We start from the raw sequence: 23,907 nt of genomic DNA, 5'->3' as shown, positions 1-23,907 counted from the left end.
GCCTAGCCGGTCGGGGAGGCGTCCACCGAGGAGGTTTCCCCGTGCCTGCTGCACCGCGCCGACCATCCCGACGGAGTCACCTGCACCACCATCCTGCGGGCACATTGCGGGCAGAACCGGGGCGGTTCCAGGGCAGTGCGCGGGCTGCGGCACGACTCGTGTCCGGCCGGGGCCTCCGCACGGCCGCAGTGGACACAGAACCGCTCGCTCACAGCGTCTCGCTCAGCGCCTTGATCGGCATCTTCAGCTCGCCGAGCATGTCGAGGTCCCGCTGCGCGGGGCGGCCGAGGTTGGTCAGGTAGTTGCCGACGATGATCGCGTTGATCCCGCCGAGCATCCCCTGCTCCGCACCGAGGTCGCCCAGGGTCAGCTCCCGACCGCCCGCGAACCGCAGCATCGTGCGTGGCATGGCGAGCCGAAACGCCGCCACCACCCGAAGCGCGTCCTTGCCCTCGACGACCTCGTAGGACTCGTACGGCGTACCCGGCTGTGGGATGAGGAAGTTCATCGGCACCTCGTCGGGCTCCAGCGCCGCGAGCTGAACGGCGAACTCGGCTCGCTGCTCGTCGCTCTCCCCCATCCCGATGATGCCGCCGCAGCAGACCTCCATGCCCGCGGCGCGCACCATCCGCAGGGTCTCCCACCGCTCCTCCCAGGTGTGAGTGGTGACCACGTTCGGAAAGTGCGACCGTGCCGTCTCCAGGTTGTGGTTGTACCGGTGCACACCCATGGCGACGAGTTCGTCCACCTGGTCCTGGGTCAGCATTCCCAGCGAGCACGCGATCTGGATGTCGTTGCCGGACTCCCTGATGGCGGCGATCCCGTCGCGTACCTGCGACAGCAACCTCGCGTCAGGGCCACGCACGGCCGCGACGATGCAGAACTCGGTGGCACCGGTGGCCGCGGTCTCGGCGGCCGCCTTCACCAACCCCGGGATGTCGAGCCAGGCCGACCGCACCGGCGTCGGGAACCGGCCCGACTGCGAGCAGAAGTGGCAGTCCTCCGGGCAGCCGCCCGTCTTGACACTGACGATGCCCTCGACCTCGACCTCTGGCCCGCACCAGCGCATCCGCACGTCGTGCGCGAGCGCCAGCAGGCCGGTGAGGTGTTCGTCACCGAGCCGCAGCACCTGTAGCACCTGTTCCTCGGACAGTCCCTCGCCCCGCTGGAGTACCTGCTCACGCGCGATCGTGAGGATTTCCGCCTCGGTGGTTGCGGCCGTCACGCCATCTCCTTCGCCTGCTGTTCGCCTGTTCGATCGAGTGTGACGTACCCGCCCCGCGCCACACAGCGACCTGGGTCACGTCCGTGTTGGGCGGCTACCGTGCGGGCTCAGGCCTGGCTCGCCATCCTGCCGGTGAAGCATTCCGGGTCGAACTCGCCGCCGAACCACGGCGACAGCCCGTACCTGGCGTGCTCGAGGAACCGGTGCGCCTGCTGCCCCGCTGCTCCCTCGGCGATCGCGCCGAGCAGCGGCGCACCAGCGGCGACCGGAAGGTCACCGAGGTTGCAGCGCGAGGCCAGGTCCGGTTCGGCAGGCCAGGAACCGATCACCACCCCCGCCACGTCAAGACCTCTGCGGGTGGCGACCTCCGCGGTCAGCGCCGTGGCGTTCAGCGTGCCCAACCCCGCCTGCGCCACGATCAGCAGCGGAGCACCCAACGACCACGCGACGTCGGCAAGCGTGCCCCCCGCCGGATCGAACCGCACCAACAACCCACCCGCGCCCTCCACCAGCACCAGATCGTGGCTGGCGTGCAGCTCACCGGCCGCACTCGCCGCCTCCGCCGGCGTGACGGGATCGAGACCGCAGCGGCGGGCGGCGGCCTCAGGAGACAGCGGGTCCGGGTAGCGGCGCAACTCGCGGGTGGTGACAGCACCGGCAAGGCGGCGCACCTCCGCGAGATCGCCCGGCTCCGCGTCGGCGACCCCGGTCTGCGCGGGCTTGAGTACCGCGACGCGTTCGCCACGCTCGGCGGCCAGCGCGGCGATGGCCGCGGTCACGACTGTCTTGCCGACGCCGGTCCCCGTTCCAGAGATCACCAGCACGGTCACGCTCGCGACCCTAGTCCGAGCCCGCCACCTGCCTTCACCCGGCCTTCACGCCTGCGGGGACGAAACAGTCGCCATCGGGGTCGAACAGGTACACCTGCGCCTTACCGACGTCGAAGTACATGCCGGTCAGGTGCAGTTCGCCGGTGCGCTGTGCCCGCTCCACAACCGGGTGAGCACGCAGGTGGTCGAGCTGTTGCAGCACGTTGTGCAACGCCAGCCGGTCACCGGGACGCTGCGGCACGTCACCGTCGAGCGTGACCGCCTGCTCGGTCACGTGGCGATGCCGGGTCGGCTCGCCGTGCCGCAGCCATCGGGACAGCGCGGGCATGCCCGGTGGTAGCTCACCGAGCAGCGCCGCCATCGCCGCGCACGAGGAATGGCCGCACACCACGATCTCGCGGACCTTCAGCACCTCCACCGCGTACTCGATCGACGCCGACACCGAAACGTCCACCGAAACCGGATCCGCAACCGCCTGCTCGTCACGGACCGGCGGAACGAAGTTGCCGATGTTGCGGACGGTGAACAGGTCTCCCGGGCCGCTCGTGGTGATGATGTTCGGCACGATCCTTGCGTCGGCGCACGCGATGAACAGCGTGTGCGGCTGCTGACCTTCGGCCAGCCTGCTGAGCATCTCCTGTACCAGCGGCGCCGTTCGCCACTGGAACTCCGAGGTACCTCGATGTAGCGGGCGCGCGCGTTGCCCGGGGATCGCGACCCCGAAGTCCTTCGCCATCCACTCCGACCACGGCGCCAGCCAGCGCGGCACCGGCCGCCGTACCTCGTGCCTGCGCACGGTCGGCGACTCGGACTTGCCGCTGGCGAACCAGGGGTGCCCAATCTCGTCGACCACCACCGTGCCGCCGCTTCGTTCGTGCTCCTGTTGCCAGCTCGACAGGCACTCGAACGCGGCGTGATCGAGATAGTCGACCACGAGTTCCAACCTGACCGTCGTGCCGGAGCCGATGGTGCCGAGCACGGCCGAAAGCCGCGGCACCGACAGGAAGGTGAGCACACCCTCGACGACGATGCGGCGCTGAGCACCGTCGCCCACCACATGGATGCCCGACCACATGGTGCGGCGCAACATCAGTGCGAGCGCCAGGCCGATACCGATCAGCACGCCGGACAGCAGGTCGATCAGCACCACGCCCAGCAGGGTCACGGCGTACACCGGGAGGTCGCCGTGCCCGCGAACCTGCCGGATGTGGCGGATGTCCACCAGCCGGGCGCCGACGTAGACCAGCAGACCCGCCAGCGCGGCCAGCGGAATGCTCTCGATCAGCCCCGCCAGCGCCACGGTGAACAGCAGGATCCACAGCCCGTGCAGCACCGCCGAGACCCGTGAACGGGCCCCGGCACGCACGTTGGTGGAACTGCGCACGATGACCCCGGTCACCGGCAGCCCACCGAGCATGCCGGAGGTCATGTTGGCCATGCCCTGACCGACGAGTTCGCGGTTGAGATCGGCTCGCCTGCCGGTGTGCATCTTGTCGACCGCGACCGCCGAAAGCAGTGTCTCGACACTGGCGATCAACGCGATCGTCAGCACGGCCACGGCGAACTCCAGCCAGCGCCCCTCCGGCAGTCGCGGTGCCAGTTCGACGGCGAGCAGGTCGTCGGGCAGGCTCACCCGCTCCACCGGCATGGCGGTCACCGCGGCCAGCGCGGACACCAGTGTGATCGCGGCAAGCGGCGCGGGTATCGCCTTGAGCACCGGCAGCTTCGGCCACAACAGCAGGACGCCGATCGTCAGCACGCCGAGCAACGCGGCGGCATCGTGGTGCCCGACGAGTTGTCCCGGCAGTTGCGCGATGTTGGCGATCGCGGAACTCTGCGGGGAACCGCCGAGCACGATGTGCAGCTGTCCCAGCACCAGCGTCACGCCGATGCCCGCCAGCATGCCGTGCACGATCGCGGGTGAGATCGCCAGTGCGGCACGGGCGACGCGGCTCAGCCCGAACAGCACCTGCATCACCCCGGCCGCGACCGTGATCGCGCACGTGACGACCCAGCCGAACGACTCGATGGTCTGTGCCATCACCACCGTCAGGCCCGCGGCGGGCCCGCTGACCTGCAACACCGAGCCGCCGGCCGCGCCTGCCACCACACCACCGACGATCGCCGCGATCAGCCCGGCGGCGATCGGCGCGCCGGAAGCCAGCGCGATGCCGAGCGACAGCGGTACGGCGACGAGGAAGACCACGAGCGAAGCGGGCAGATCGTGGCGCAGCACACTGTTCAAGCGTGTCGCGTACCTGCCGCGCGTCCGCTGCCCGTCCGCACCCTCGCAGGCGCTGCTTGCCATGGACAACCCTTCCGATCGGCTTCTGGCGTCCACACCAGATAACCGAAGAGTCGCCGAGTTGTCCGCCGCCGCGGGCAGGCGCACCCGGATTCGGGGCAGCGTGACCGTCACGAAACGAACATCCAGCACCGGCCTGCACACGCGAGGCACACGTGGTGCTCACCCGATCCACTACCTCGCAACGAAAAAGGGTCGCCGTACGTGATCGTTTACCAACGTGGACCGACGGTCCAAACCAGATCAGGTGATCTTGAATGGATCACGCCACTCGTGCCGCGGCGACCATCGCCCCCGCGATCGCCGCGACGTCGGTGTCGTCGCACACGTAGGGCGGCATCGTGTAGATCAGGTCGCGGAACGGGCGCAGCCACACCCCGCGCGCGGTGAGCGCCTCGGTCGCGGCGGCCGCGTCCACCTGGTGGTCGAGTTGGACGACCCCGATGCCACCGAGCACCCGCACGTCCACGACACCGGGCACGGCGGCGGCCGGTGCCAGTCCGGTGCGCAACCCCGCCTCGATCCTGGCGACATCGGCACGCCACGACCCGTCGGCCAGCAGGTCCACCGAGGCGTTCGCGACGGCGGCGGCCAGCGGGTTACCCATGAAGGTCGGTCCGTGCGCCAGCACGGGCACCTCACCCGCCGAGATGCCCCGGGCCACCCGTGGTGTGCACAACGCGGCCGCCATGGTCAGGTAGCCGCCCGTCAGCGCCTTGCCTACGCACAGCACGTCAGGACACACCCCAGCGTGTTCGGCCGCGAACAGCTCACCGGTTCGCCCGAAGCCGGTGGCGATCTCGTCGAAGACCAGCAGCACGTCGCAGGCCTCGGTCACCTCCCGCAGCACACGCAGGTACTCCGGGTTGTGGAAACGCATCCCGCCCGCACCCTGCACCACCGGCTCCACGATCACCGCGGCCAACTCGTCGGCGTGGCGTTCCACGGTGCGCACGAGTTCCTCGACGTAGGCACGGTCGGGCTCGGCGCCGAACCCCGCAGGCGGCGCCGGAACGAACAGCTGCTCCGGCAGCACTCCCCGCCACAGCGCGTGCATCCCGCCCTCGGGATCGCAAACGCTCATCGGGTGGAACGTGTCGCCGTGGTAGCCGCCGCGCCACGTCAGCAGCCTGCTCTTGCCCCGCCTGCCCAAAGAGCGCCAGTACTGCAGGCACATCTTGATGGCCACCTCGACCGAAACCGAACCGGAGTCGCAAAGGAACACGTGTCGCAGCTCACCAGGCGTGATGTCGGCGAGAGTGGTGGCCAGCCGGATCGCGGGCTCGTGGGTCAGGCCGCCGAACATGACGTGGCTCATCCTGCCCGCCTGTTCGGTCAGCGCGGCGTCGAGCGCGGGGTGACGGTAACCGTGGATCGCCGACCACCACGACGACATGCCGTCCACCAACTCCCGCCCGTCGGCCAGCCGCAGCCGCACGCCATGTGCCTCCTCGACCAGCAGCGGCGCCACCGTGCCCGGCATCGGCCCGTAGGGATGCCACACGTGTTCGGCGTCGAGCGCGAGCAGTTGCCTGATCGAGTCGGCGGAGCGTGCCTGCGGGGGTGTGGAGGGGTCGGAGGAGGTCATAGCGCGCACTCTACGACGGCACCGCCCGGCCGCCCGCCCCGTCCGCAGCCGCCTCGGCCACGCGCCGACTACCGTGACCGGCATGGCGACCAGCACGCGGTTTCGGCCCATTTCGCCGGAACGGCTCGTCATGGAGCTCGCCGATCGCGTCGCCGCCCTTCCCGCAACGCGGTGGGCCCGCGTCGCCCTCGACGGGCCCGCCATCGCCACCGACCCTGCCGCGCTCGCCGACGCGCTGGTTGACCCGCTGCGCGTGCGAGGGCGCGACGTGCTGCGCGTGTCGGCCTGGGATTTTCTGCGGCCTGCTTCGCTGCGGCTGGAACGGGGCCGCCACGATCCCGACGCGCGCTACGACGACTGGCTCGACACCGGCGCGCTGCGCCGCGAGGTGATCGGCCCACTCGCGCCCGGTGGCACGGGGCAGGTGTTGCCCGCGCTGTGGGATCGCGGCCGGGACCGCGCCTACCGGTTGCCTCGTACCGAACTCGCGCAGGGCGCGGTGCTCCTGCTCGACGGCGAGTTGCTGCTCGGCAGGGGCCTGGATTTCGACCTCACGGTGCACCTGTGGCTTTCGGCTGCCGCACTGCGCCGCAGGCTGCCGATGCCAGAGCACTGGGCGCTTCCCGCCTACCGGCGCTACGAACACGAGGTGGCACCCACCGAGACCGCCGACGTCGTGGTGCGCATGGACCACCCCGACCATCCCGCCGTGCGCGGGTGAGAGCTAGCGAGGACGCGCGCCCTCCGACGCCGGGGTGCCGTCCAGCAAAGCGACCAGCCGCCGCGCGAGCACGTCCCAGCGCCAGTTCTCGCTGACCCAGCGCCTGCCCGCCTCCCCCATCCGCGCCGCCCGCACCGGGTCGGAAAGCAGCGGGGCCAAGGTGTCCACTATCGCCTCCAGCTTGCGTCCGTCCACGACGTGCCCGGTGACCTCGTCCAGCACCGTCTCCGGAGCGCCGCCGGAGTTTCCCGCCACCACCGGCAGGCCGGTGGCCGAAGCCTCGAGGTAGACGATGCCAAGCCCTTCCACGTCGAGCCCGCCACCACGGGTGCGGGCGGGCATGGCGAACACGTCTGCGGCAGCGTAGTGCCCGGGAAGTTCCTGCCACGGCACCGATCCGGTCAACACCACGTGTTCGGCGACACCACATTGCACGGCCAGTTTCGCCAGCCGGTTGCGGTACGGACCGCCGCCCACGAGCAGCAGGGCCGCATCCCGAACCCGCTTCCGCAACAGCGGCAACGCACGAATCAGCATGTCCTGCCCCTTGCGCGGTACGAGTCGGGACACACACACCACGGTGGGACGATCGCCGAGACCGTAACGTTTGCGCAGTTCGGCCCGAGCCGCGCCGTCCGGCCGAAACAGCTCGCAGTCCACACCGGACGGAAGCGGTTCGAGGCCTGCGAGCGGACCGAACGCAGAGGCGAACCTGCGGCGGGTGTAGTGACTGACGAACGTGACGACGTCGGCGGTGTCCCCGATGCGGCGCAGTGCCTGCCTGGCACCGGGCAACATCGACCAGCCGACCTCGTGGCCATGGGTGCAGGCGACCACGCGCCGCGCTCCCGCCTCGCGCAGCGAGGGACCGAGCAGCGCCAGCGGTGCCGCCGCGCCGAACCACACGGTTTCGCAGTCACGCGAGCGCAGCAGGCTCCGCGCACGCGCCAGCACATCCGGGGTGGGAAGCATGAGCGTGGTCGGGTGGCGCACCACCTCGAAGGCGGCCTCGGCGTCGAACTCTCGGTGCGAGGTGTGCCCGCGCTCCCACGACGGCGCGTACACCACCAGATCGTCGGCGGGCAGCCGCGTGGCCAGCGCGTTGAGATAGGCCTGGATACCACCCGGCCGGGGCGGGAAGTCGTTGGTCACCAAGAGCGTGCGGCGCATGGTGGGAGACTATCCCGCCCCGGAGAGGTGGCTGATCGTCACGCGACTCGGCGCGCTCCGCTGTACTCGTCCTGCAACGGCGAGACTTTGACCACGTCACCCGAGGTGGGCGCGTGCACCATCATGCCGTCGCCGAGGTAGATGCCGACGTGTGAGACCGGCGAGTAGTAGAACACCAGGTCACCGGGCTGCAGCTGGCTGCGCGAAACCGGGGTTCCGTACGTCGACTGTGAACTGCTCGTCCGGGGGATGCTGATGCCTGCCTGTGCATAGGCCCACTGGGTAAGCCCGGAACAGTCGAAGGAATCCGGGCCCGTAGCGCCCCAGACGTAGGGGCTGCCCCGCACGCTCAGCGCCGCGTCCACCGCCGCCTGCGCGGCCGGTCCCGGTGCCTGCACCGGGCCGATGTCGACACCGGTGTCCTGCTGCGCGGCCACATCGGAGTCCGAAAGCAGTCCCGCCTGCTCGGCGAGATCGTCGACCTGCTCGTCGAGACGTTCCTTTCGGGCCTCGATGTCGGCGGCCAGCTTCGCGGCGGCGTCCTTGGCCTGCTGTGCCTTGCGGCGCGCTTCCGACGCCTGCTGCTCGGCGGCCGTGGCCTTGTCCACAGCACCCTGCAACCGCTGCAGTGCCTCGTTCTTGTCCGTGGCGAGGACGTCCAGCGCGGAGGACCGGTCGAGGAAGTCCTGCGCGGAACTGCCGGTGAGCAGAGCCGACATCTTGTTCAACTGGCTGCCCGCTGTGAACGAAGCACCCGCGAACCTGTCGACGTCGACGCGGAACCGTTCCACATCGGCCATCGCCCGCTGCTGGGCCTTCTTGGCCTGCTTCAGCGTGCCGCTGACCTTCTTCAGTTCGGCCTCTTTGGCCTTGAGGTCCTCCTGGGCCTTCAGATACTCCTCGTTGAGCTTCTCGGCCTTGCTCGCCAGCTCGCGATATTTCTCCAAAGCCTCGGAACTGCTCTGGGGTTGTTGGAGGGCGGGGGTAGGGGAAGCCGTGGCTGGAGTCTGGGTGAAGGTGACTGCCGCGATCACAGCGGAGGCCGCCAACGCTCCCGACACCACACGTTTCACGGGATGCGACTGCACGTCGCGCGTCTCTCCTTTGCTCTCCGGCCGCCTGCCTGCCCACCCCGCACGAGGTCGGGGGCCCTCGGCGATCGTGATTCGTCAGGCAGCGCGGAGCGCAGCGAGTGGCGCGTCGCGCCTGAAATCACGTGGTGGTCCGGCACAGCTCCCCGACAAGCTGCCTCGGCGGCGATCCCGCGTCGCCGACCCTGGTGGAACGGCTGACTGGCGCGAGATCTCGGACAGGTTACGAAAGAGATGCCGCAGAGTCCACCGGCGCACAGTGGCGAATCGGCCACCGTACGTTTCCGCGCCTTCGGACCAGCGAATAGTCGCTCGATGTGATGCATACGACACATCTGAGCTAAAGCGCCGAGAACCGTTCACCTGATCGGAGTGACCGTTCGTCGAATGGTTAGCGCTCAGTGGTTTTGTCGGGTGTATTCGAATTCGACAGCGTTTCAGCCGGCGCGGCGCCGCCGATGCGGCCCGTCCGGCACCAGCCGTAGCCGAGGAACCATGCCCGCTTCCGCGAGCACGTCAATCGCGTGCCGCTCGGCACGGTCCCACTCCACCGACGGCGGGGCACCGAGTACAACACTGACGACGCAGTTCTCGCACGCGTCGCCCCGTACCTGGCACCGATCGCAGTCGATGATCAGCGTATCGTCGTCGAGGTGGTCGATGTCGTCCATACCCGCACGCTAGGCAGCCGCACCGACAATTCCGGCCACTACTCACCCGATCGTGCCGCCGACGTGCTCCCACCGCCGCGACCCTGGCCGTGCAGCGAAAGCACGAGAGCAACCATCCCGGTACACGAATCGTGGCGTCACGAATCGTGGCGTCACGAATCGTGGCGTCACGAATCAAGGCAGCCGACGACGGTTCGCGGTCACCGGCGCGGCGCGGTCCGAAATACGCTGCCCCCTCAACCGGTCCCCACGTACTCCCAGTGCCACGGTTCCTCACGCCCGCCGCCCTGCCGAGCCCAACCGGGGTTGACCCAGCCGAACGCGGGCGCGTTCGCCGCGAGCCAACGGTACTGCGGTGTGCCGAACGACTCGACTCCGCCGCACAGATCGACAGCGAGCCCCCACCCGTGGTTGCTCGTGCCGGGTACCGCAGCCAACGACGGCTTGCGCCGGTACAGATCCACCTGCGCGTCGAAGGTGCGGTAGGAGTCGGTGATGCACACCGGACTGCCGAACCTACCCGCGTATGCCCGCGACATCGCGTGGTAGGCCTGTGCGGCGTCGCAGCGGAGCACGTGCGAGCCCGCGCCTGTCGAACACAGTGCCGCCGCCGGGATAAGGCCGTTGGGATAGCCGCCCCACGCGCCCGCGGCCTCGTCAGCCTGCCGCCTCGGCAGTTCGACACCACCGCAGCGCCAGATCAGCTCGCCCTCGGCTCGCTGCGGCACCGGCCTCGGTTCCTGCCTGCCCAGCGTGGGACGCACCACACCGAGCACGGCGTCGCCCGCGGGGCGATCGGTCACGACCACACCCGCGAGTCTGGCGTCGGCCACCAGCATGGTGCGCTCATCGAGCACGATGCCCACCGACTGCACGCCGTACCGCTTCGGGCCCACGAAGATGAGGTCGCCGGGCTGCGCGTCGCCTGCAGGCACTCGCCTGCCGGTGGCCAGTTGCCTGCTCGCCGAGCCCGGCAACTCGATCCCCGCGCCGGTGAACACGGAACTGACCAGCCCGTCACAGGAGTAGGCCAGTGGACCCTGACCGCCCTCGTGCGGCACATACGGTTTACCGAGGGCGGCCACAGCGGCCGAAACCGCGGCGATCGTCTCCTTCGCGAGCACCAGCACCCGCTGTCCGTCCACACCGACCTGTGCGACGCCGGGCTGTGGTTCGCCGTCCTTGCCAGGCAGCGGCCGGAGTCCGGCGGGCAGCCGCGTGGCATCGGCGAGCGCGCGCGCCGGTGGCGCCGAAACACCCGCCTGCCGCAACCGCCGAAGGTAGGCGTTCCAGTTGTCCGCGGTCTTTCGGTTGCGCTCACGTTGGGCCCGCTGCTGCGCGATCACCGCCTGGTTGGCCGCGTCGACAGGACCCGCCAACTCGGCCGAAACGGCGTCGGCCCGGTTGGTCGCGTCCACGCTGCGTTGCCGCAACTGCGACTCGCTCGCCACCGCGGACCGGCGGGCGGCCTCGGCCGACTCCTCGGCACGCACGGCGTCGCGGTGCCGCCGCAACGCACCGGAAAGCCGCTCGTTCTGGGCGTCGCGCAGCCTGCCCAGCATTGAAGTACCGTCGAGCAACTCCTTTCCGTTCGCCGCGGTGACGAGCAGCCGGAACTCGTCGGCCCTGCCCATCGCCTGAAACACCGACTTGGAGAAGGCGTCGACCTCGTCCTGCCGCGCCGCCATGACCTGTTCGGCCGCCTCACGTTCCCGCTTCGCCTTACGAACCCGCGCCGCGGCCGCGTCGGCCCGCTGCCGCGCGGACTCGATACGCCGCGACAACGTGCCGAGTTCTCGTTGCACCTCACTCGCGGTGCGCTGCAGTTCGGCGACGGCGGGGTCGGCGAACGCCTCGCCGGGACGCGGATCGGGCACCGGGGTGCCGGGCGCGATTCCCGCCTCGACACGGCGATCATCGGAGTCGGCCGGGGGTTGCTCCTGCCCGTGGGCAGGAACCGCCACCAGCGTTGCCGCCACCAACAGCGACAACGTGACCGCAGCGACCCGCAACCCGCACCTCCGTACTCGCGTGAAATCCAGCAGTAACAACGATGTGCCGCGCTGATCGTCACGCGTCGGGGTACGAGACTGGTTGCCGCTTCGTCACAACCGGGAGACATCGACCTCGCTAGACGCGGCCGAGTCTGGTGAGCAGGACACGCGCCGCGACGGCGTGGGCGCCCTGCCCGCACACCGAGTTGACCACCGCCTGATCGGAGGTGGCCACCACCAGCGGCCTGCCGGGCGGCTCGGCCGCCACCAGCGCCCTGATCACGTCGTCGGCGAGCACGCCGGGGTCGGAGAACAGCACCCGCACCCCCTTCGGTGTCGCCGAGGGGATGGACGTCACGTCCGCCCCGTCGAACACCACCGTGACCTCGGCACCGGTGCGAGCAGACAGCGCGGAGAGTTGACCTACCAACCTGCTGCGCTGTTCTGCCAGCGAAAGCTCCGGATAACCGGTTTTGGTCACGTTGTAGCCGTCGACGATGAGGTGCACGTTGGGCAGGCTCAGCAGCCTCTCGAACATGGCGGGCTCGGAAACGCGGCCACCGCTGGTGGCCGTGCTCGCACCACGCACGACGTCGGCGGGGCGCCGCCGTACCGAACCGACGGAGAGCTCCCGCCGTAGTCCGTCGACAGCGCCGCTGAGCGTGTCCAGCAACATCGACAACCGCACCTCGTCGGCGTCGCGAGCCTCCCGAGCGGACTGGCGAGCGACCTCGGCATCGCTGACAGCGCGGTCGGCTCGTTCCTTCTCCCGTGCCGCCCGCTGGCGTTCCCGCTCCAGTTGCGCCGCCATCGCCTCCAGTTCGCGTGCCTGCTCGGCCCGTGCCCGCTCGACCTCGGCCCGTGCCTGCTCGGCCTCGTCCCTGGCCTGCCGCAGCACCATGCCCTGCTCCCTGAGCCTGCCGCGCAGCCGGTCGAGTTCGCTCTCGCGCTCCCCTCGCGCACGCTCGACCTCCTGCCTGGCCTGCTCCGCGTCGGCACGAAGCCGCTGCACCTCGGCCTCCAGCTTGCGGCTACGCGCCACGGCCGCGTCCCGCTCGGCACGCAAGGTGGTTTCCTCCGCGTTCCTGGCCACGAGCCGGATGCGTGAGGAGGCGCTGGACTCACCGAGCAGCACGGCGGCGGCCGCCGCCGCGACCGAATCCTCGTCGTTGGGGTTCAGCGCGTCGAAGCGGTTCTCACGCAGCCACCCCAGCACGGCGGTGCGAAACCGGCTGGAGTCCCGCAGCCCGGTGAGCAGGGCGTTGCCGCCCAGCCGTGCCCGCTTGGCCGGGGCGAACCTGGCCACCGGCCGCAACTGCCGAGGAACGTCGTCGGCAGGCAGCTTGCCAAGCGCGGCGGCCGTCAACTCGGCGATACGTTCTCGCACCGGTTCGGGCAGCCCGAGCCAGTCGACGGGTTCGGATTCGGGTTCCGTTGCCGACGCCGGGTCACCGGGCGCGCCTGTGACGTGCCCGGAGGCGTTCTCCTCGGGTCGCTCTGGGTGCGCGGGTGACGGCAGCATCCATCCAGCTTAGGTTCTGCGGGCCGCCAACCGCGCCCCCGGGAGATCACGAGGTGGGTTCGACCACGAGCCTGGCGGCGAGCGGGAGGTGATCGGAGGCCGCGGGGTCGGCGTCGATCACCCTGGCCCACACCGGGCGCAACCCGGTGCCGGTGAACACGTAGTCGATCCGGCGGTCGGGATTCTCGGCGGGGTAGGTGCCGCCCGCACCGTGTCCCGCGGCGACCCAGGCGTCGGTGAACTCCTCCGCAAGGGTCGTGATCTCGGTAGCCGACGGCAGCGCGTTGAGGTCACCGACGAGCACGGCGGGCGCGGTGTCTTCGATGAGTTCGGTGAGCTGCCGCGTCTGCCGCAACCGGTCGGTGCGCGAACTCGCGGCGAGGTGGGTGTTGTAGACGTGCACCCGCGTCCCGCGCACGTCGAGTTCGGAGTGCAGCAGACCGCGCTGCTCCTGGTCGGGCGAGCGGTACAGGTAGGTGTTGGTCGAGCGCACGATCGGATACCTGGACAGGATCGCGGTGCCGTACTGGATACGTGGCCTGCCCGCCGCAGGCGGATCGCGGTCGATGTTGGCTCCGAAGGCGACGTGGTAGCCGAGTCGGTCCGCGAGCGCACCTGCCTGGTCGGCCCAGTCGCTGCGGCCCGAGTAGTGCCGGTCCACCTCCTGCAGTCCCACGACGTCGGCTCGGCTCTCGCGGATCACCTCGGCGATCCGGTCGAGGTCGAGTACGCCGTCGGTGCCCTCCCCGTGGTGGATGTTGAACGACAGCACCGTGACCGTCCTCGCCCCGTGTGCGGCCGCTCCCGCAGGCGTCACCATCGTCACCATTGTCGTCAGCGCGCCACACACCAGCAGCACGATCGCAAGGCCTCTTCGCAGCATCGGCGTCTCCGTCCGTTCGGTTCGCGGTGATCGTCGCCACCGAGGCTGGCCGGAGCGTGATGTCACGGTGAACCGCGGGCGAAAACTGTCGGTGTGTGTGCCTATGGTCGCCGATCATGCAACTGACGTTCGACGAGCTGGGCACACCGTTGCGGGACACCACGTTCGTGATCGTCGACCTGGAAACCACGGGCGGGGCGCCCGCGGCGAGGGGCATCACCGAGATCGGGGCCGTGAAGGTCCGCGGTGGCGAGACGCTCGGCGAGTTCGCGACGCTGGTGGACCCGGGCGCACCCATCCCGCCGCAGGTCGTCGCACTGACCGGCATCACCAGCGCGATGGTCAGCGCCGCTCCCCGGATCGAGCGGGTGCTGCCCGCGTTCCTCGAGTTCGCCTCCGGCGCGGTGCTGGTGGCACACAACGCGGGCTTCGACACCACGTTCCTGCGGGCGGCGTGCCAGGCACACGGCTACGCCTGGCCTCGCCCGCCCGTGGTGTGCACGCTGCGGCTGGCCCGCCGCGTGCTGGCACCGGAGCACACGGGCGGCTACCGGCTTTCCGCGCTGGCCACGCTGCTGGGAGCCAGGACGAAGCCGACACACCGGGCGCTCGACGACGCCCGCGCGACCGTCGACGTGCTGCACGCGCTGCTGGAACGGGTCGGTTCGGTCGGCGTGCACTCGCTTGAGGAGTTGCTGGACTACCTGCCCGACGTCACACCGGCGCAGCGAAGGAAGCGGGGCCTTGCCGCGCACCTGCCAGAAAAACCCGGGGTGTACCTGTTCCGCGGCCCCGGCGACGAGGTGTTGTACGTGGGCACCGCCAAGAACCTGCGGCGCAGGGTGCGGCAGTACTTCACCGGCTCTGAAAGCCGCGGCCGGATTCGGGAGATGGTGGCTCTCGCCGGGCGGGTGGACGGCATCGAGTGCGCACACGCTCTCGAGGCGCAGGTGCGCGAGTTGCGGCTGCTCGCCGCGCACCGGCCCGCCTACAACCGGCGGTCGAAGAACCCGCGAAAGATGTGGTGGGTGGCACTCACCGACGAGGCGTTTCCCCGACTCTCGGTGGTGCGCAACGCCAGGGACGGCGCGCTCGGCCCGTTCAGCTCGCAGGCGCGGGCCAAAGCCGCCGCCGAGACGCTCGCCGGCGTCGCGCGGCTGCGAACGTGCACCCAGCGGATCCCGCGCAGCGGTGGCGAGTCATCGCCGTGCGTGCTCGCGGAACTGGACCGCTGCGGCGCGCCCTGCGCGGGCAGGCAGACCGTCGAGCAGTACCGGCCCGCGGTGCGGCTGGTCACCGAACTGGTGGCGGGCACCTCCGACGCGGCGTTGCACGCCGCTCGCGAACAGGTGGAGGAGTTGGCGGCGGCGCAGCACTTCGAGCGGGCGGCTCAGCGGCGGGACGAGCTGGCCGCGTTGTTGCGGGCCGTTCACCGAGGGCACCGGCTGGCCTCGCTGGCCGCGATCGCCGAACTGGTCGCGGCCGCCCCGGACGGCAGCGGCGGTTGGGAGATCGCCGTGATCCGGCACGGCAGGCTGGCCTCGGCCGGGGTCGCGCGCCGTGGTGTGTCGCCGATGCCGGTCGTCGACACGCTCGTAGCCTCGGCGCAGACGGTGCTGCCCGGTGAGGGACCGCTGCGAGGGGCGAGTAGCGAGGAGGTGGCGGTGCTGCTGCGCTGGCTGACCCGCCCCGGTGTGCGGCTGGTGCGCGCCACCGACCCGTGGGCGGAGCCGGTGTGCGGCGGGGGTGGCTGGGACCCGTGGCTGCGGCGAGCCGCGACAGCGGTTTCGCTCGAGGCCGTCGGATAGCTGTCGGGTAGGTATCGGGTAGCTGTTGCGGCCGCCGCGGCACCTGCTGGCGAGGGATACGATCGCGGCGAAGGCAGCAACCTCGAGGAGGCCACGTTGATCACTGCGATCGTCCTGATCCACGCCGCGACGGACACCATCCCAGAGACCGCGCAGGCGATCGCGGACATCGACGGCGTCTCGGAGGTCTACTCCTGTGCCGGTGACGTGGACCTGATCGCGATCGTGCGCGTGGGGGCACACGAGGAACTGGCCGACCTCATCCCGGCCAGGATCGGCAAGGTTCCCGGTGTACTGGACACCGACACCCACATCGCGTTCCGCTCCTACTCCAGCGCCGACACCCGGTCGGCTTTCGACATCGGCATCGACGGCGACTGATCGAAACGGTCACACAACGAGCCAGGCCGCCGGAGTTCGCGTGGAACCTCGGCGGCCTGGCTCGTCTGCTGTGCCCTCAGCGTTCGCTGGTGGTGGCCTCCTCCGGCTGAGGAGCCTCCAACTCGCCGGTCGCGTAGTCGCCCTGGGCTTCCTTCGCCCGCTCAAGCGCGGCCGTCTCTTCCGGCGGGTCCGGCGTGAGCAGCGAGCCGGGTACGGCCTTGCCCGCGGTGCCGAGCTGGTTCATCCGCTTCGGCACGGGCGCGCCCTGGTACTCCAACTCCACCGGATGACCGTGCTCGTCGACCGGGCCGAGCGGCTGGTGCAACTCGATGAACTCACCGTGCGGCAGCCGCTTGATGATGCCGGTCTCCACGCCGTGTTCGAGCACCTCGCGGTCGGCTCGTTGCAGACCGAGACAGATCCGGTAGGTGACGAAGTACGCCAGCGGCGGCAGCAGCAGCAATCCGATCCGGCCCATCCACGTCGTCGCGTTGAGCGAGATGTCGAACGCGTACGCGATGATGTCGTTGAAGCCGGACAGTTCCAGCACCATGAAGAAGGTCAGCGCCATCACGCCGAGGCTGGTGCGCACCGGCGCGTCCCTCGGCCGCTGCAACAGGTTGTGGTGAGCTGTGTCCTTCGACAGCTTCCGTTCCAGGAACGGGTAGGCGATCAGCAGCCCGAACAGCAGACCCATGCCGATCGCGCCCGCGAAGAACACCGGCGGGACCGTGTAGTTGCCCAGGTAGAGCTCCCATGCCGGATAGATCCGCAGGATGCCGTCCGCCCACGCCAGGTACCAGTCGGGCTGCGAGCCCGCCGACACTTGTGACGGGTTGTACGGGCCGAGGTTCCACACCGGGTTGATCTGGAACAGCCCGGACATCAGTGCGGTAAGGCCGGTGACCACGGCGAACCACGCCCCGCCCTTGACGGCGAACACCGGCATGATCCGCACGCCGACCACGTTCTTCTCCGTGCGCCGCACGCCGGGGAACTGGGTGTGCTTCTGGTACCAGACCAAAGCCAGGTGCACGGCCACCAGCGCGAGCATCACCCCGGGGATGATCAGGATGTGCAGCGCGTACATCCTCGGCACGATCACGACGCCGGGGAACTCGCCTCCGAACAGCGCCCAGTGCAGCCAGGTGCCGATCACCGGCACCGACAGCGTGATACCGGACAGTGTCGCGCGGATACCGGTACCGGAGAGCAGGTCGTCCGGCAGCGAGTAGCCGAAGAAGCCCTCGAACATGCCGAGGATCAGCAGCAGTGCGCCGATGACCCAGTTGGCCTCGCGCGGCCTGCGGAACGCGCCGGTGAAGAACACCCGGAACATGTGCACGAACATGGCCGCCACGAAGATCAGTGCGGCCCAGTGGTGCAACTGCCGGATGAACAGTCCGCCCCTGACCTCGAAGGAGATCTCCAGCGTGCTCTCGAAGGCACGCGACATCTCCACGCCCTGGAGGTTCACGTAGGGACCGCTGTAGACGACCTCCGCCATCGACGGATCGAAGAACAGCGTGAGGTAGATCCCCGACAGGATCAGGATGATGAAGCTGTACAGCGCCAGCTCACCGAGCAGGAACGACCAGTGCGTCGGGAACACCTTGTTCATCTGGTGCCGCAGCCCGCGGGCCATGCGGTACCTCTGGTCGGCGTCCGTCGCCGCCCTGGCGACCTGCTTGTTCAGAAAGCCGGAGCTCTTGGTCGGTGTGGTGAGTGAACTCATGACCTGCGGCTCCAATAACCAGGTCCGACCGGCTCGACGAAGTCGTGCCGGGCGATGAGATATCCGTCGGTGTGCACGGTGATCGGCAGCTGCGGCAGTGCCCGCGTCGCAGGCCCGAAGATGGGCTTGGCGTAGGTCAGCATGTCGAACTGTGACTGGTGGCACGGGCAGAGCAACCGGTTGGTGCGCTGCTCGTACAGCGAGGCCGGGCACCCGACGTGGGTACAGATCTTCGAGTACGCGTAGTAGGTGCCGTAGTTGAAGTCTTCCTGGCCCTTGCGCTTGACGACCCGCTGCGCGTCCTCCGACCGCAGCCGGATCAGCATCACGGGGTTGTCGGCGCGGCGCAGCGCCTGCGACAGCGCGTGCGAGTCGCCGCGCTCGGACTCCCGGAACGGGAAGACGGTCTCCATCGCGCCTGCGTCCAGGTCCGCGGGACGTACGAGCGAGATCTCCTCCGGGTCGCCGGTGTTGCGCCGCAGGTAGACGACCTCACCGGGGAACTGCTGCATCCAGCCGGTGTGGATGAGCGAGTCGGGACTCTGGGGGTTGTCCCACGGGTCCTTGATGAAGCCCGCGAGCGGCAGCGCAACGGCGCCGAGGCCGAGCACGCCCGCGCCAAGCCCCGCGCTGCGCTTGATCATCGAGCGGCGCGCGATGGTGCTGCGCTCGCCCGCGTCCGCCAGCTGCGCGAGGATCGTCTGCTTGTCGACCTCGGCCGACCCCTCGCCCTTGTTGTCGTCGCGGTCCTGCACGGCGAGTTCGGCGGGGATGAACCGCTTGCTGTAGACCAGCACGCCGAACGACAGCGCCAGCACCGCGATGCCCAGCGTGATACCGAGCATCGGCGTGTACAGGGCGTACCAGAAGTAGGCGTCCTCGTTCGACGGCGGAGCGTACCGCCATGGCCACCAGATCAGTACACCCACGAAGGCCAACCCGGCCAGCGCCGCGATGGTGAACCACAGGGCGATCCTGCGCTCGATCCGCTTCTCCGCCCTCGTGCCCTTGACCGGCCAGGGCTCGGGGTAGTTGACGATCTCGACCCCGTCCAGTTTGCCGCCAAGCCTGACGAGTTCGTCGCGGCTCATCGCCGCGATCTCCTCCTCCGTGGGCTGCCGCTCCGGCTCGTTGCCGCTACTCATTGTCGTATGCCGTCCTATGCCCTTGATCCGATCCACAGGGTCGCGCCGATCAGCGCGCCGATACCCACGACCCACGCGATGACGCCTTCCGATGCGGGCCCGAGTCCACCCAGCGGGTTACCGCCCGGGGAGTTCTCGCCCTCGGCCACCGACTTGACGTAGGCGATGATGTCCTGCTTCTCCTCAGGCGTCAGTTGCCGGTCGGAGAACTTGGGCATGTTCTGCGGGCCCGTGAGCATCGCGGTGTAGATCTCTTCCTCGGTGGCCGGAGCCAGCGCGGGGGCGAACTTGCCCGAGGACAGGGCGCCGCCCTGCCCGGTGAAGTTGTGACAGGACGCGCAGTTGAGCCGGAAGAGTTCCGCGCCCCGCGCCGGGTCGGACCCCCGCAGTTCCTCGCCCGACTCAGCGGGACGCTCGGGGCCACCGCCGTGCGCCTGGACGTAGGCGCTGAGCGCGTCGATCTGGTCGGGGGTCAGCCGGGGTGGCTTTCGCTGTGCCTGTGCCTCCTGCCGCACCATCGGCATCCGACCGGTGGACGTCTGGAAGTACACCGCGGCCTCGCCGACACCGATCAGGCTCGGACCGCGTCCCTGCACACCCTGCAGGTTCTCCCCGTGACACGTGATGCACGTGTTGTTGTAGATCTGCTCACCCTTGCGCAGCAGCGCGGGATCGGTCTGCGCCTGCGCGGTCTGCGGCTCGGGCGCGAACACGGCGTACAGCGCTCCCGCGCCCATCAGCGCGACGCCGAGCGCGAGCAGGCCTGCCATCCGACGGCGGAATTTCGTGCGGCGGCCCTGCCGCCGCTTGGCGGCTGAGGCGGGGTTCTTGCTGGTGGTCATCTTCTGCGGCAACCCTTGCTGTCAGTTCGGCCGATGGTGTTCTCGTCAGGGGATGATGTAGATCACCGCGAACAGGCCGATCCACACGATGTCGACGAAGTGCCAGTAGTACGAGACGACGATCGCCGAGGTCGCCTGCGCCGGGGTGAACTTGCTCATACCCGTTCGCATCAGCAGGTACACGAACGCGGCGAGACCGCCGATGACGTGCAAGCCGTGGAACCCGGTGGTGAGGTAGAACACCGTGCCGTAGGCGCCCGACGGGATCGTCACACCCTCGCTGATCAGCGTGATGTACTCGCCGACCTGCCCGCCGACGAAGATCGCGCCCATGATGAGGGTGATCAGGTACCAGCGGCGCAGCCCGAACACGTCACCCCGTTCGGCGGCGAACACGCCGAACTGACAGGTGAACGACGACGCCACCAGGATGATCGTGAACGGCAGCGCGTACGGGATGGACAGGTGGATCGGCTCGCCGGTAGCCGGATTCAGCGGGGGCCAGAAACCGGTGTCGTTTTGGGCCTTGACCGTGAAGAACATGGCGAACAGGCCAGCGAAGAACATGAGCTCGCTGGACAACCACACGATCGTGCCGACGCTGACCATGTTCGGCCGGTTCAGCGAGTGCACCCGCTGGCTGATGGTGGGAGCTGCCGTTGTCACGCGTCGCATTATGTCTCCCCCCGTGGGGGGCTCGCAGATCGGGTCCTACGGACGGTCGTGGAACGGCCCCGCCGGACCCGGTTTCCGGCGGTCCCCACTCGCTCAGCCCCCTGGGTGAAGCGGGGTCGGGACGGCTAGCATCGTCGGCAGCAAACACCGAGGGCGTGGAGGCGAACAGACCATGACCGAGCAGCCGATGAGGATCCTGGTTTTCAGTCACCGGCCCGAGGTGCGCGACGCGATCATCAACGCGGTCGGCCGCAGGCCTGCCACCGATCTCGGCAAGGTCAGCTACGTCGAGGCCAGCGGTGTGGCCGATGTCATCACCGAGATGGACTCCGGCAACGTCGACCTGGCCATCCTCGACGGCGAGGCGCAGCCCACCGGCGGAATCGGCCTGGCCCGGCAGCTGAAGAACGAACTCGACGACTGCCCGCCCATCGTGGTCGCCGTCCGCCGCAAGGACGACCGCTGGCTCGCGACGTGGTCGCAGGCCGACGCCGTGCTGGTGCACCCGCTCGACCCGCTCAGCGCGGCGGAAACCGTCGCCGACGTGCTACGCACCCGACGGGCCCCCGTCGTCCGCGGCTGAGGCGTCATGGCCGTCACACACACCTGGCCCGCCCTGCTCGGCCCGCTCATCGAGGGAACCGACCTCTCCGAGGAAGACACGGCCTGGGCGATGGACCAGATCATGTCCGGGTCGGCCACGCCCGCCCAGATCGCCGGATTCGCCGTCGCGCTGCGCGCGAAGGGTGAGACCGCCGCCGAGATCGCGGGGATGGCCAGGGCCATGCTCGCCCATGCCCGCCGTGTCGAACTCGAGGTCCCCGCGGTGGACATCGTCGGAACGGGTGGCGACCGGTCGGGTTCGGTGAACATCTCGACGATGGCCTCCGTTGTGGTCGCCGCCGCCGGCGCGCCCGTGGTCAAGCACGGCAACCGGGCGGCTTCCTCCAAGTCCGGCGCCGCCGATGTGCTCGAGGCACTCGGTGTGACGATCGAGTCCACGCCCGAGCAGGTACGTGAGTGCGTCGAGGAGATCGGGATCGGGTTCTGCTTCGCGCCCGCGTTCCACCCCGCGTACCGCCACACCGGCCCACCCCGGCGCGAGCTGGGCGTGCCGACCATATTCAACCTGCTCGGCCCGCTGACCAACCCGGCCCAACCGCGGGCAGGGATGGTCGGCTGTGCCTACGCCGACAAGACCCGGCTGCTGGCCGAGGTGTTCGCCCAGCGCGGTGCCAGCGTCCTGGTGGCGCGCGGCGACGACGGCCTCGACGAGATCACCACCACCACGACGAGCACCTTGTGGGTCGTTTCGGGCGGCACGGTACGCACGGAGTCGTTCGACCCGGCCACGCTGGACATTCCCAAAGCGACGACGCAGGACCTGCGCGGTGGCGACGCGGCCGTGAACGCCGAGGTCGTGCGTGAACTGTTGAGCGGCAAGCCGGGTCCGGTTCGCGACGCCGTACTGGTGAACGCGGCGGGAGCGATCGCGGCGTTCGAGGGATTCTCCGGCGACCTCACCGCGGACCTGTGTGCCGGGCTGGCCAGGGCTGCCGAGGCCGTCGACTCCGGTGCCGCGCACGACCTGCTGACCCGCTGGGCAGGCCGGGAGTAGGGCTCACCGAGCCCAACCCGCACGCGGCACGGCGATTGCCACGGTGCCGACGCCGACCTCGCCTGCGCTGACGAAGAGCCGGGTGCGGCAGGCGGACCGTTCAGCCCCCTGCCGCACCCGGAATCTCCGAAGCGGGCCTGGATTTCGCGCTAGTGGTGGCTTGGGCCGGTGTGGTACTCGAACAGCAGCCCGCCGATGGCGATGAGCAGGGCCACCGCGCCGAGGATGAGCAGCCAGATCTGGAAGAACGCCAGCGCCACGCCGACGATGGCCGCGCAGGCGGCCAGCGCCACCGGCCAGTAGCTTCCCGGGCTGAAGAAGCCCAGTTCACCGGCGCCGTCACTGATCTCGGCTTCCTCGTTGTCCTCCGGTCGCGGCTCGATGCGGCGGGACACGAACCGGAAGTAGCTGCCCACGAGCAGCGCCAGACCACCGGTGAGGAGCAGCGCCACCGTGCCGATCGGCTCGACGCCCTCCGTCATGGTGCCCGTCATCACCGCGTACACGGCCGCTACGACGAAACCGAAGACCGCGACGATGTCGAAAACCGTGGATTCGACCTTCATGAACGTGTCCTTCTCACTCGATCCGGGTTCGGAAGTGGCACCCGCCGGTGCTTCTCCCCCGGCCTCAGCCGGACGCGGTGCGTGCCGTGCGGTCGGTGGCGAACGGCTTGGTCGTGGTCGCGACCGGGCTGCAGAGCTGCTCGTCGCAGCCCTCGCCCTGCATGATGCGCAGCGCGTCCGAGGCGGTGTTCGGCTGACCCGTCTGCGGGTTCAGCTGGCTTCGCAACTCCAGGTACCGGTCGAACTTGTCCGGGGAGAGGGCGCGCACCTCGAAGTTCATCATCGCGTGGTAGGTGCCGCACAGTTCGGCACAGCGGCCGACGAAGGCGCCCTCGCGGTCGATCGTGTTCTGGAACTGGTTGTCCTGGTTGTTCTTCTCCGGGTACGGCATGACGTCCCGCTTGAAGTGGAATTCCGGCACCCAGAACGAGTGGATGACGTCGGTCGAACGCAGCGTGTACTGGATCTTCCTGTCCGTGGGCAGGACCAGCAGCGGAACCTCGTTGGAGGTGCCGACGGTGCTGACCGGCTGGCCGTTCGGGGTCTGCGTTCCGGGGTAGGAGAACTCCCAGTTCCACTGGAACGCGGTGACGTCCACCGTGACGTCGGGGTCCTCCTCCTTGGCCAGCACCGAGCTCTCGGTCACCGCAGTGAAGAAGAACAGCACGCAGACCATGATCACCGGAACGACCACGACGAAGAGTTCGAGTGGCACGTTGTACTGGAACTGCCGTGGCAGAGCCTCGGTCGAGCCCTTCTTCCTGCGGTGGAAGGCCACCGACCAGAAGATCAAGCCCCACACGATGACGCCGACGGCCAGCGCCGCGACGACCGACCAGGTCCACAGCAGGCGCATCTTCTCTGCCTCCGGCGTGACCCCGACCGGCCACCCGAACCGCAGGACCTCCTCGCCGGAACACCCGGTCGCCGTGACGGCGACAAGCCCGGCGAGCGCGGCGACCCTGGCGGCCTTGCCCCGTCGTGTCTCCCGGGTGCGCTCTACAACGCCCACTCCGCGATGCCTCCTCGCCCGATCTCTCTGACGTTTCGGACTTTAGCCCAGACCCGGCGAGCCCACGTCACCGCCCGTCCCGGCATACTTGCCACTTCGAAAAGCGGCGACGAACAAAAGGGTGA

Annotated in this window: 22 protein-coding genes; 5 read left to right on the top strand and 17 right to left on the bottom strand. The window is 69.4% G+C overall.

The window, feature by feature from the left end:
• Positions 1–2: 2 nt before the first annotated feature.
• The 5 genes from bsaP to SACMADRAFT_RS07270 form a co-directional block, all read right to left on the bottom strand.
• Positions 3–212 (bottom strand): biotin synthase auxiliary protein BsaP, encoded by a 210-nt coding sequence (gene bsaP, locus SACMADRAFT_RS30780; RefSeq protein ID WP_009153150.1) that lies wholly within the window; start codon positions 210–212, stop codon positions 3–5.
• Positions 209–1,225 (bottom strand): biotin synthase BioB, encoded by a 1,017-nt coding sequence (gene bioB, locus SACMADRAFT_RS07285; RefSeq protein WP_009153149.1) that lies wholly within the window; start codon positions 1,223–1,225, stop codon positions 209–211. The genes bsaP and bioB overlap by 4 nt, the downstream gene beginning before the upstream one ends.
• A gap of 107 nt (positions 1,226–1,332) precedes the next feature.
• Positions 1,333–2,055 (bottom strand): dethiobiotin synthase, encoded by a 723-nt coding sequence (bioD, locus tag SACMADRAFT_RS07280; RefSeq protein WP_009153148.1) that lies wholly within the window; start codon positions 2,053–2,055, stop codon positions 1,333–1,335.
• Between the two features lie 34 nt (positions 2,056–2,089).
• Complete coding sequence (locus SACMADRAFT_RS07275; RefSeq protein ID WP_009153147.1) at positions 2,090–4,363, bottom strand: SulP family inorganic anion transporter; 2,274 nt, start codon at positions 4,361–4,363, stop codon at positions 2,090–2,092.
• 259 nt (positions 4,364–4,622) lie between these two features.
• Entirely contained in the window at positions 4,623–5,948 is a 1,326-nt protein-coding gene (locus SACMADRAFT_RS07270) for an adenosylmethionine--8-amino-7-oxononanoate transaminase (RefSeq protein WP_009153146.1), read from the bottom strand.
• 82 nt (positions 5,949–6,030) lie between these two features.
• Between SACMADRAFT_RS07270 and SACMADRAFT_RS07265 the strand changes: the two genes are divergently transcribed.
• The gene (locus SACMADRAFT_RS07265; RefSeq protein ID WP_040926167.1) at positions 6,031–6,669 is read left to right on the top strand and encodes a nucleoside/nucleotide kinase family protein; all 639 of its coding nucleotides are present in this window, start codon (positions 6,031–6,033) and stop codon (positions 6,667–6,669) included.
• 3 nt (positions 6,670–6,672) lie between these two features.
• Here SACMADRAFT_RS07265 and SACMADRAFT_RS07260 read toward each other — a convergent pair whose 3' ends face one another.
• The 6 genes from SACMADRAFT_RS07260 to SACMADRAFT_RS07235 all read right to left on the bottom strand — a co-directional run bounded on the left by SACMADRAFT_RS07260 (position 6,673) and on the right by SACMADRAFT_RS07235 (position 14,000).
• On the bottom strand, positions 6,673–7,839 hold the full coding sequence (locus SACMADRAFT_RS07260; protein ID WP_009153144.1) for a glycosyltransferase family 4 protein: 1,167 nt from the start codon (positions 7,837–7,839) through the stop codon (positions 6,673–6,675).
• A 38-nt stretch (positions 7,840–7,877) separates the two neighbouring features.
• The gene (locus SACMADRAFT_RS07255) at positions 7,878–8,927 is read right to left on the bottom strand and encodes a C40 family peptidase (protein ID WP_009153143.1); all 1,050 of its coding nucleotides are present in this window, start codon (positions 8,925–8,927) and stop codon (positions 7,878–7,880) included.
• 440 nt (positions 8,928–9,367) lie between these two features.
• A complete protein-coding gene (locus SACMADRAFT_RS07250) occupies positions 9,368–9,601 on the bottom strand; it encodes a hypothetical protein (RefSeq protein WP_009153142.1) in 234 nt (77 codons plus the stop codon).
• A gap of 236 nt (positions 9,602–9,837) precedes the next feature.
• Positions 9,838–11,613, bottom strand: coding sequence for a D-alanyl-D-alanine carboxypeptidase family protein (locus tag SACMADRAFT_RS07245; RefSeq protein ID WP_009153141.1), 1,776 nt, complete (start codon positions 11,611–11,613; stop codon positions 9,838–9,840).
• Positions 11,614–11,731: 118 nt separating this feature from the next.
• Positions 11,732–13,117: an NYN domain-containing protein gene (locus SACMADRAFT_RS07240; protein ID WP_009153140.1), complete on the bottom strand. Its 1,386-nt coding sequence runs from the start codon at positions 13,115–13,117 to the stop codon at positions 11,732–11,734.
• Between the two features lie 46 nt (positions 13,118–13,163).
• Positions 13,164–14,000 carry an endonuclease/exonuclease/phosphatase family protein gene (locus SACMADRAFT_RS07235; protein ID WP_009153139.1) on the bottom strand — a complete coding sequence of 279 codons (837 nt, stop codon included), beginning with the start codon at positions 13,998–14,000 and terminating at the stop codon, positions 13,164–13,166.
• Between the two features lie 116 nt (positions 14,001–14,116).
• Between SACMADRAFT_RS07235 and SACMADRAFT_RS07230 the strand changes: the two genes are divergently transcribed.
• Together SACMADRAFT_RS07230 and SACMADRAFT_RS07225 are read left to right on the top strand one after the other, a co-directional pair.
• Positions 14,117–15,808, top strand: coding sequence for a DEDD exonuclease domain-containing protein (locus SACMADRAFT_RS07230; RefSeq protein ID WP_009153138.1), 1,692 nt, complete (start codon positions 14,117–14,119; stop codon positions 15,806–15,808).
• Between the two features lie 96 nt (positions 15,809–15,904).
• Entirely contained in the window at positions 15,905–16,189 is a 285-nt protein-coding gene (locus SACMADRAFT_RS07225; protein WP_009153137.1) for an Lrp/AsnC family transcriptional regulator, read from the top strand.
• A 76-nt stretch (positions 16,190–16,265) separates the two neighbouring features.
• Here SACMADRAFT_RS07225 and qcrB read toward each other — a convergent pair whose 3' ends face one another.
• The 4 genes from qcrB to ctaE are packed head-to-tail and all read right to left on the bottom strand — an operon-like array spanning position 16,266 to position 20,586.
• A complete protein-coding gene (gene qcrB, locus SACMADRAFT_RS07220; protein ID WP_009153136.1) occupies positions 16,266–17,924 on the bottom strand; it encodes a cytochrome bc1 complex cytochrome b subunit in 1,659 nt (552 codons plus the stop codon).
• Positions 17,921–19,069, bottom strand: coding sequence for a cytochrome bc1 complex Rieske iron-sulfur subunit (gene qcrA / locus SACMADRAFT_RS07215; protein WP_009153135.1), 1,149 nt, complete (start codon positions 19,067–19,069; stop codon positions 17,921–17,923). The genes qcrB and qcrA overlap by 4 nt, the downstream gene beginning before the upstream one ends.
• Positions 19,070–19,083: 14 nt before the next feature.
• A complete protein-coding gene (gene qcrC / locus SACMADRAFT_RS07210) occupies positions 19,084–19,911 on the bottom strand; it encodes a cytochrome bc1 complex diheme cytochrome c subunit (RefSeq protein ID WP_009153134.1) in 828 nt (275 codons plus the stop codon).
• 45 nt (positions 19,912–19,956) lie between these two features.
• Positions 19,957–20,586, bottom strand: a complete 630-nt coding sequence (ctaE, locus tag SACMADRAFT_RS07205) for an aa3-type cytochrome oxidase subunit III (protein WP_009153133.1) — start codon at positions 20,584–20,586, stop codon at positions 19,957–19,959.
• A 172-nt stretch (positions 20,587–20,758) separates the two neighbouring features.
• Here ctaE and SACMADRAFT_RS07200 point away from each other — a divergent pair, with 172 nt between their 5' ends.
• Positions 20,759–21,169, top strand: coding sequence for a response regulator (locus tag SACMADRAFT_RS07200; RefSeq protein WP_009153132.1), 411 nt, complete (start codon positions 20,759–20,761; stop codon positions 21,167–21,169).
• Between the two features lie 6 nt (positions 21,170–21,175).
• Entirely contained in the window at positions 21,176–22,204 is a 1,029-nt protein-coding gene (gene trpD / locus SACMADRAFT_RS07195; RefSeq protein WP_009153131.1) for an anthranilate phosphoribosyltransferase, read from the top strand.
• A 149-nt stretch (positions 22,205–22,353) separates the two neighbouring features.
• On the opposite strand, the gene SACMADRAFT_RS07190 is transcribed toward trpD, so the two are convergent.
• Both SACMADRAFT_RS07190 and ctaC read right to left on the bottom strand, forming a co-directional pair.
• A complete protein-coding gene (locus SACMADRAFT_RS07190; RefSeq protein WP_009153130.1) occupies positions 22,354–22,770 on the bottom strand; it encodes a cytochrome c oxidase subunit 4 in 417 nt (138 codons plus the stop codon).
• Between the two features lie 64 nt (positions 22,771–22,834).
• Positions 22,835–23,782 (bottom strand): aa3-type cytochrome oxidase subunit II, encoded by a 948-nt coding sequence (gene ctaC / locus SACMADRAFT_RS07185; RefSeq protein WP_009153129.1) that lies wholly within the window; start codon positions 23,780–23,782, stop codon positions 22,835–22,837.
• Positions 23,783–23,907 lie beyond the last annotated feature (125 nt).

The sequence above is a fragment of the Saccharomonospora marina XMU15 genome, assembly GCF_000244955.1.
Taxonomy (GTDB): Bacteria; Actinomycetota; Actinomycetes; order Mycobacteriales; family Pseudonocardiaceae; genus Saccharomonospora_A; species Saccharomonospora_A marina.
The sequence above is the reverse complement of the archived record's forward strand: the minus strand, read 5'-3'. Positions and strand labels throughout refer to the sequence as shown.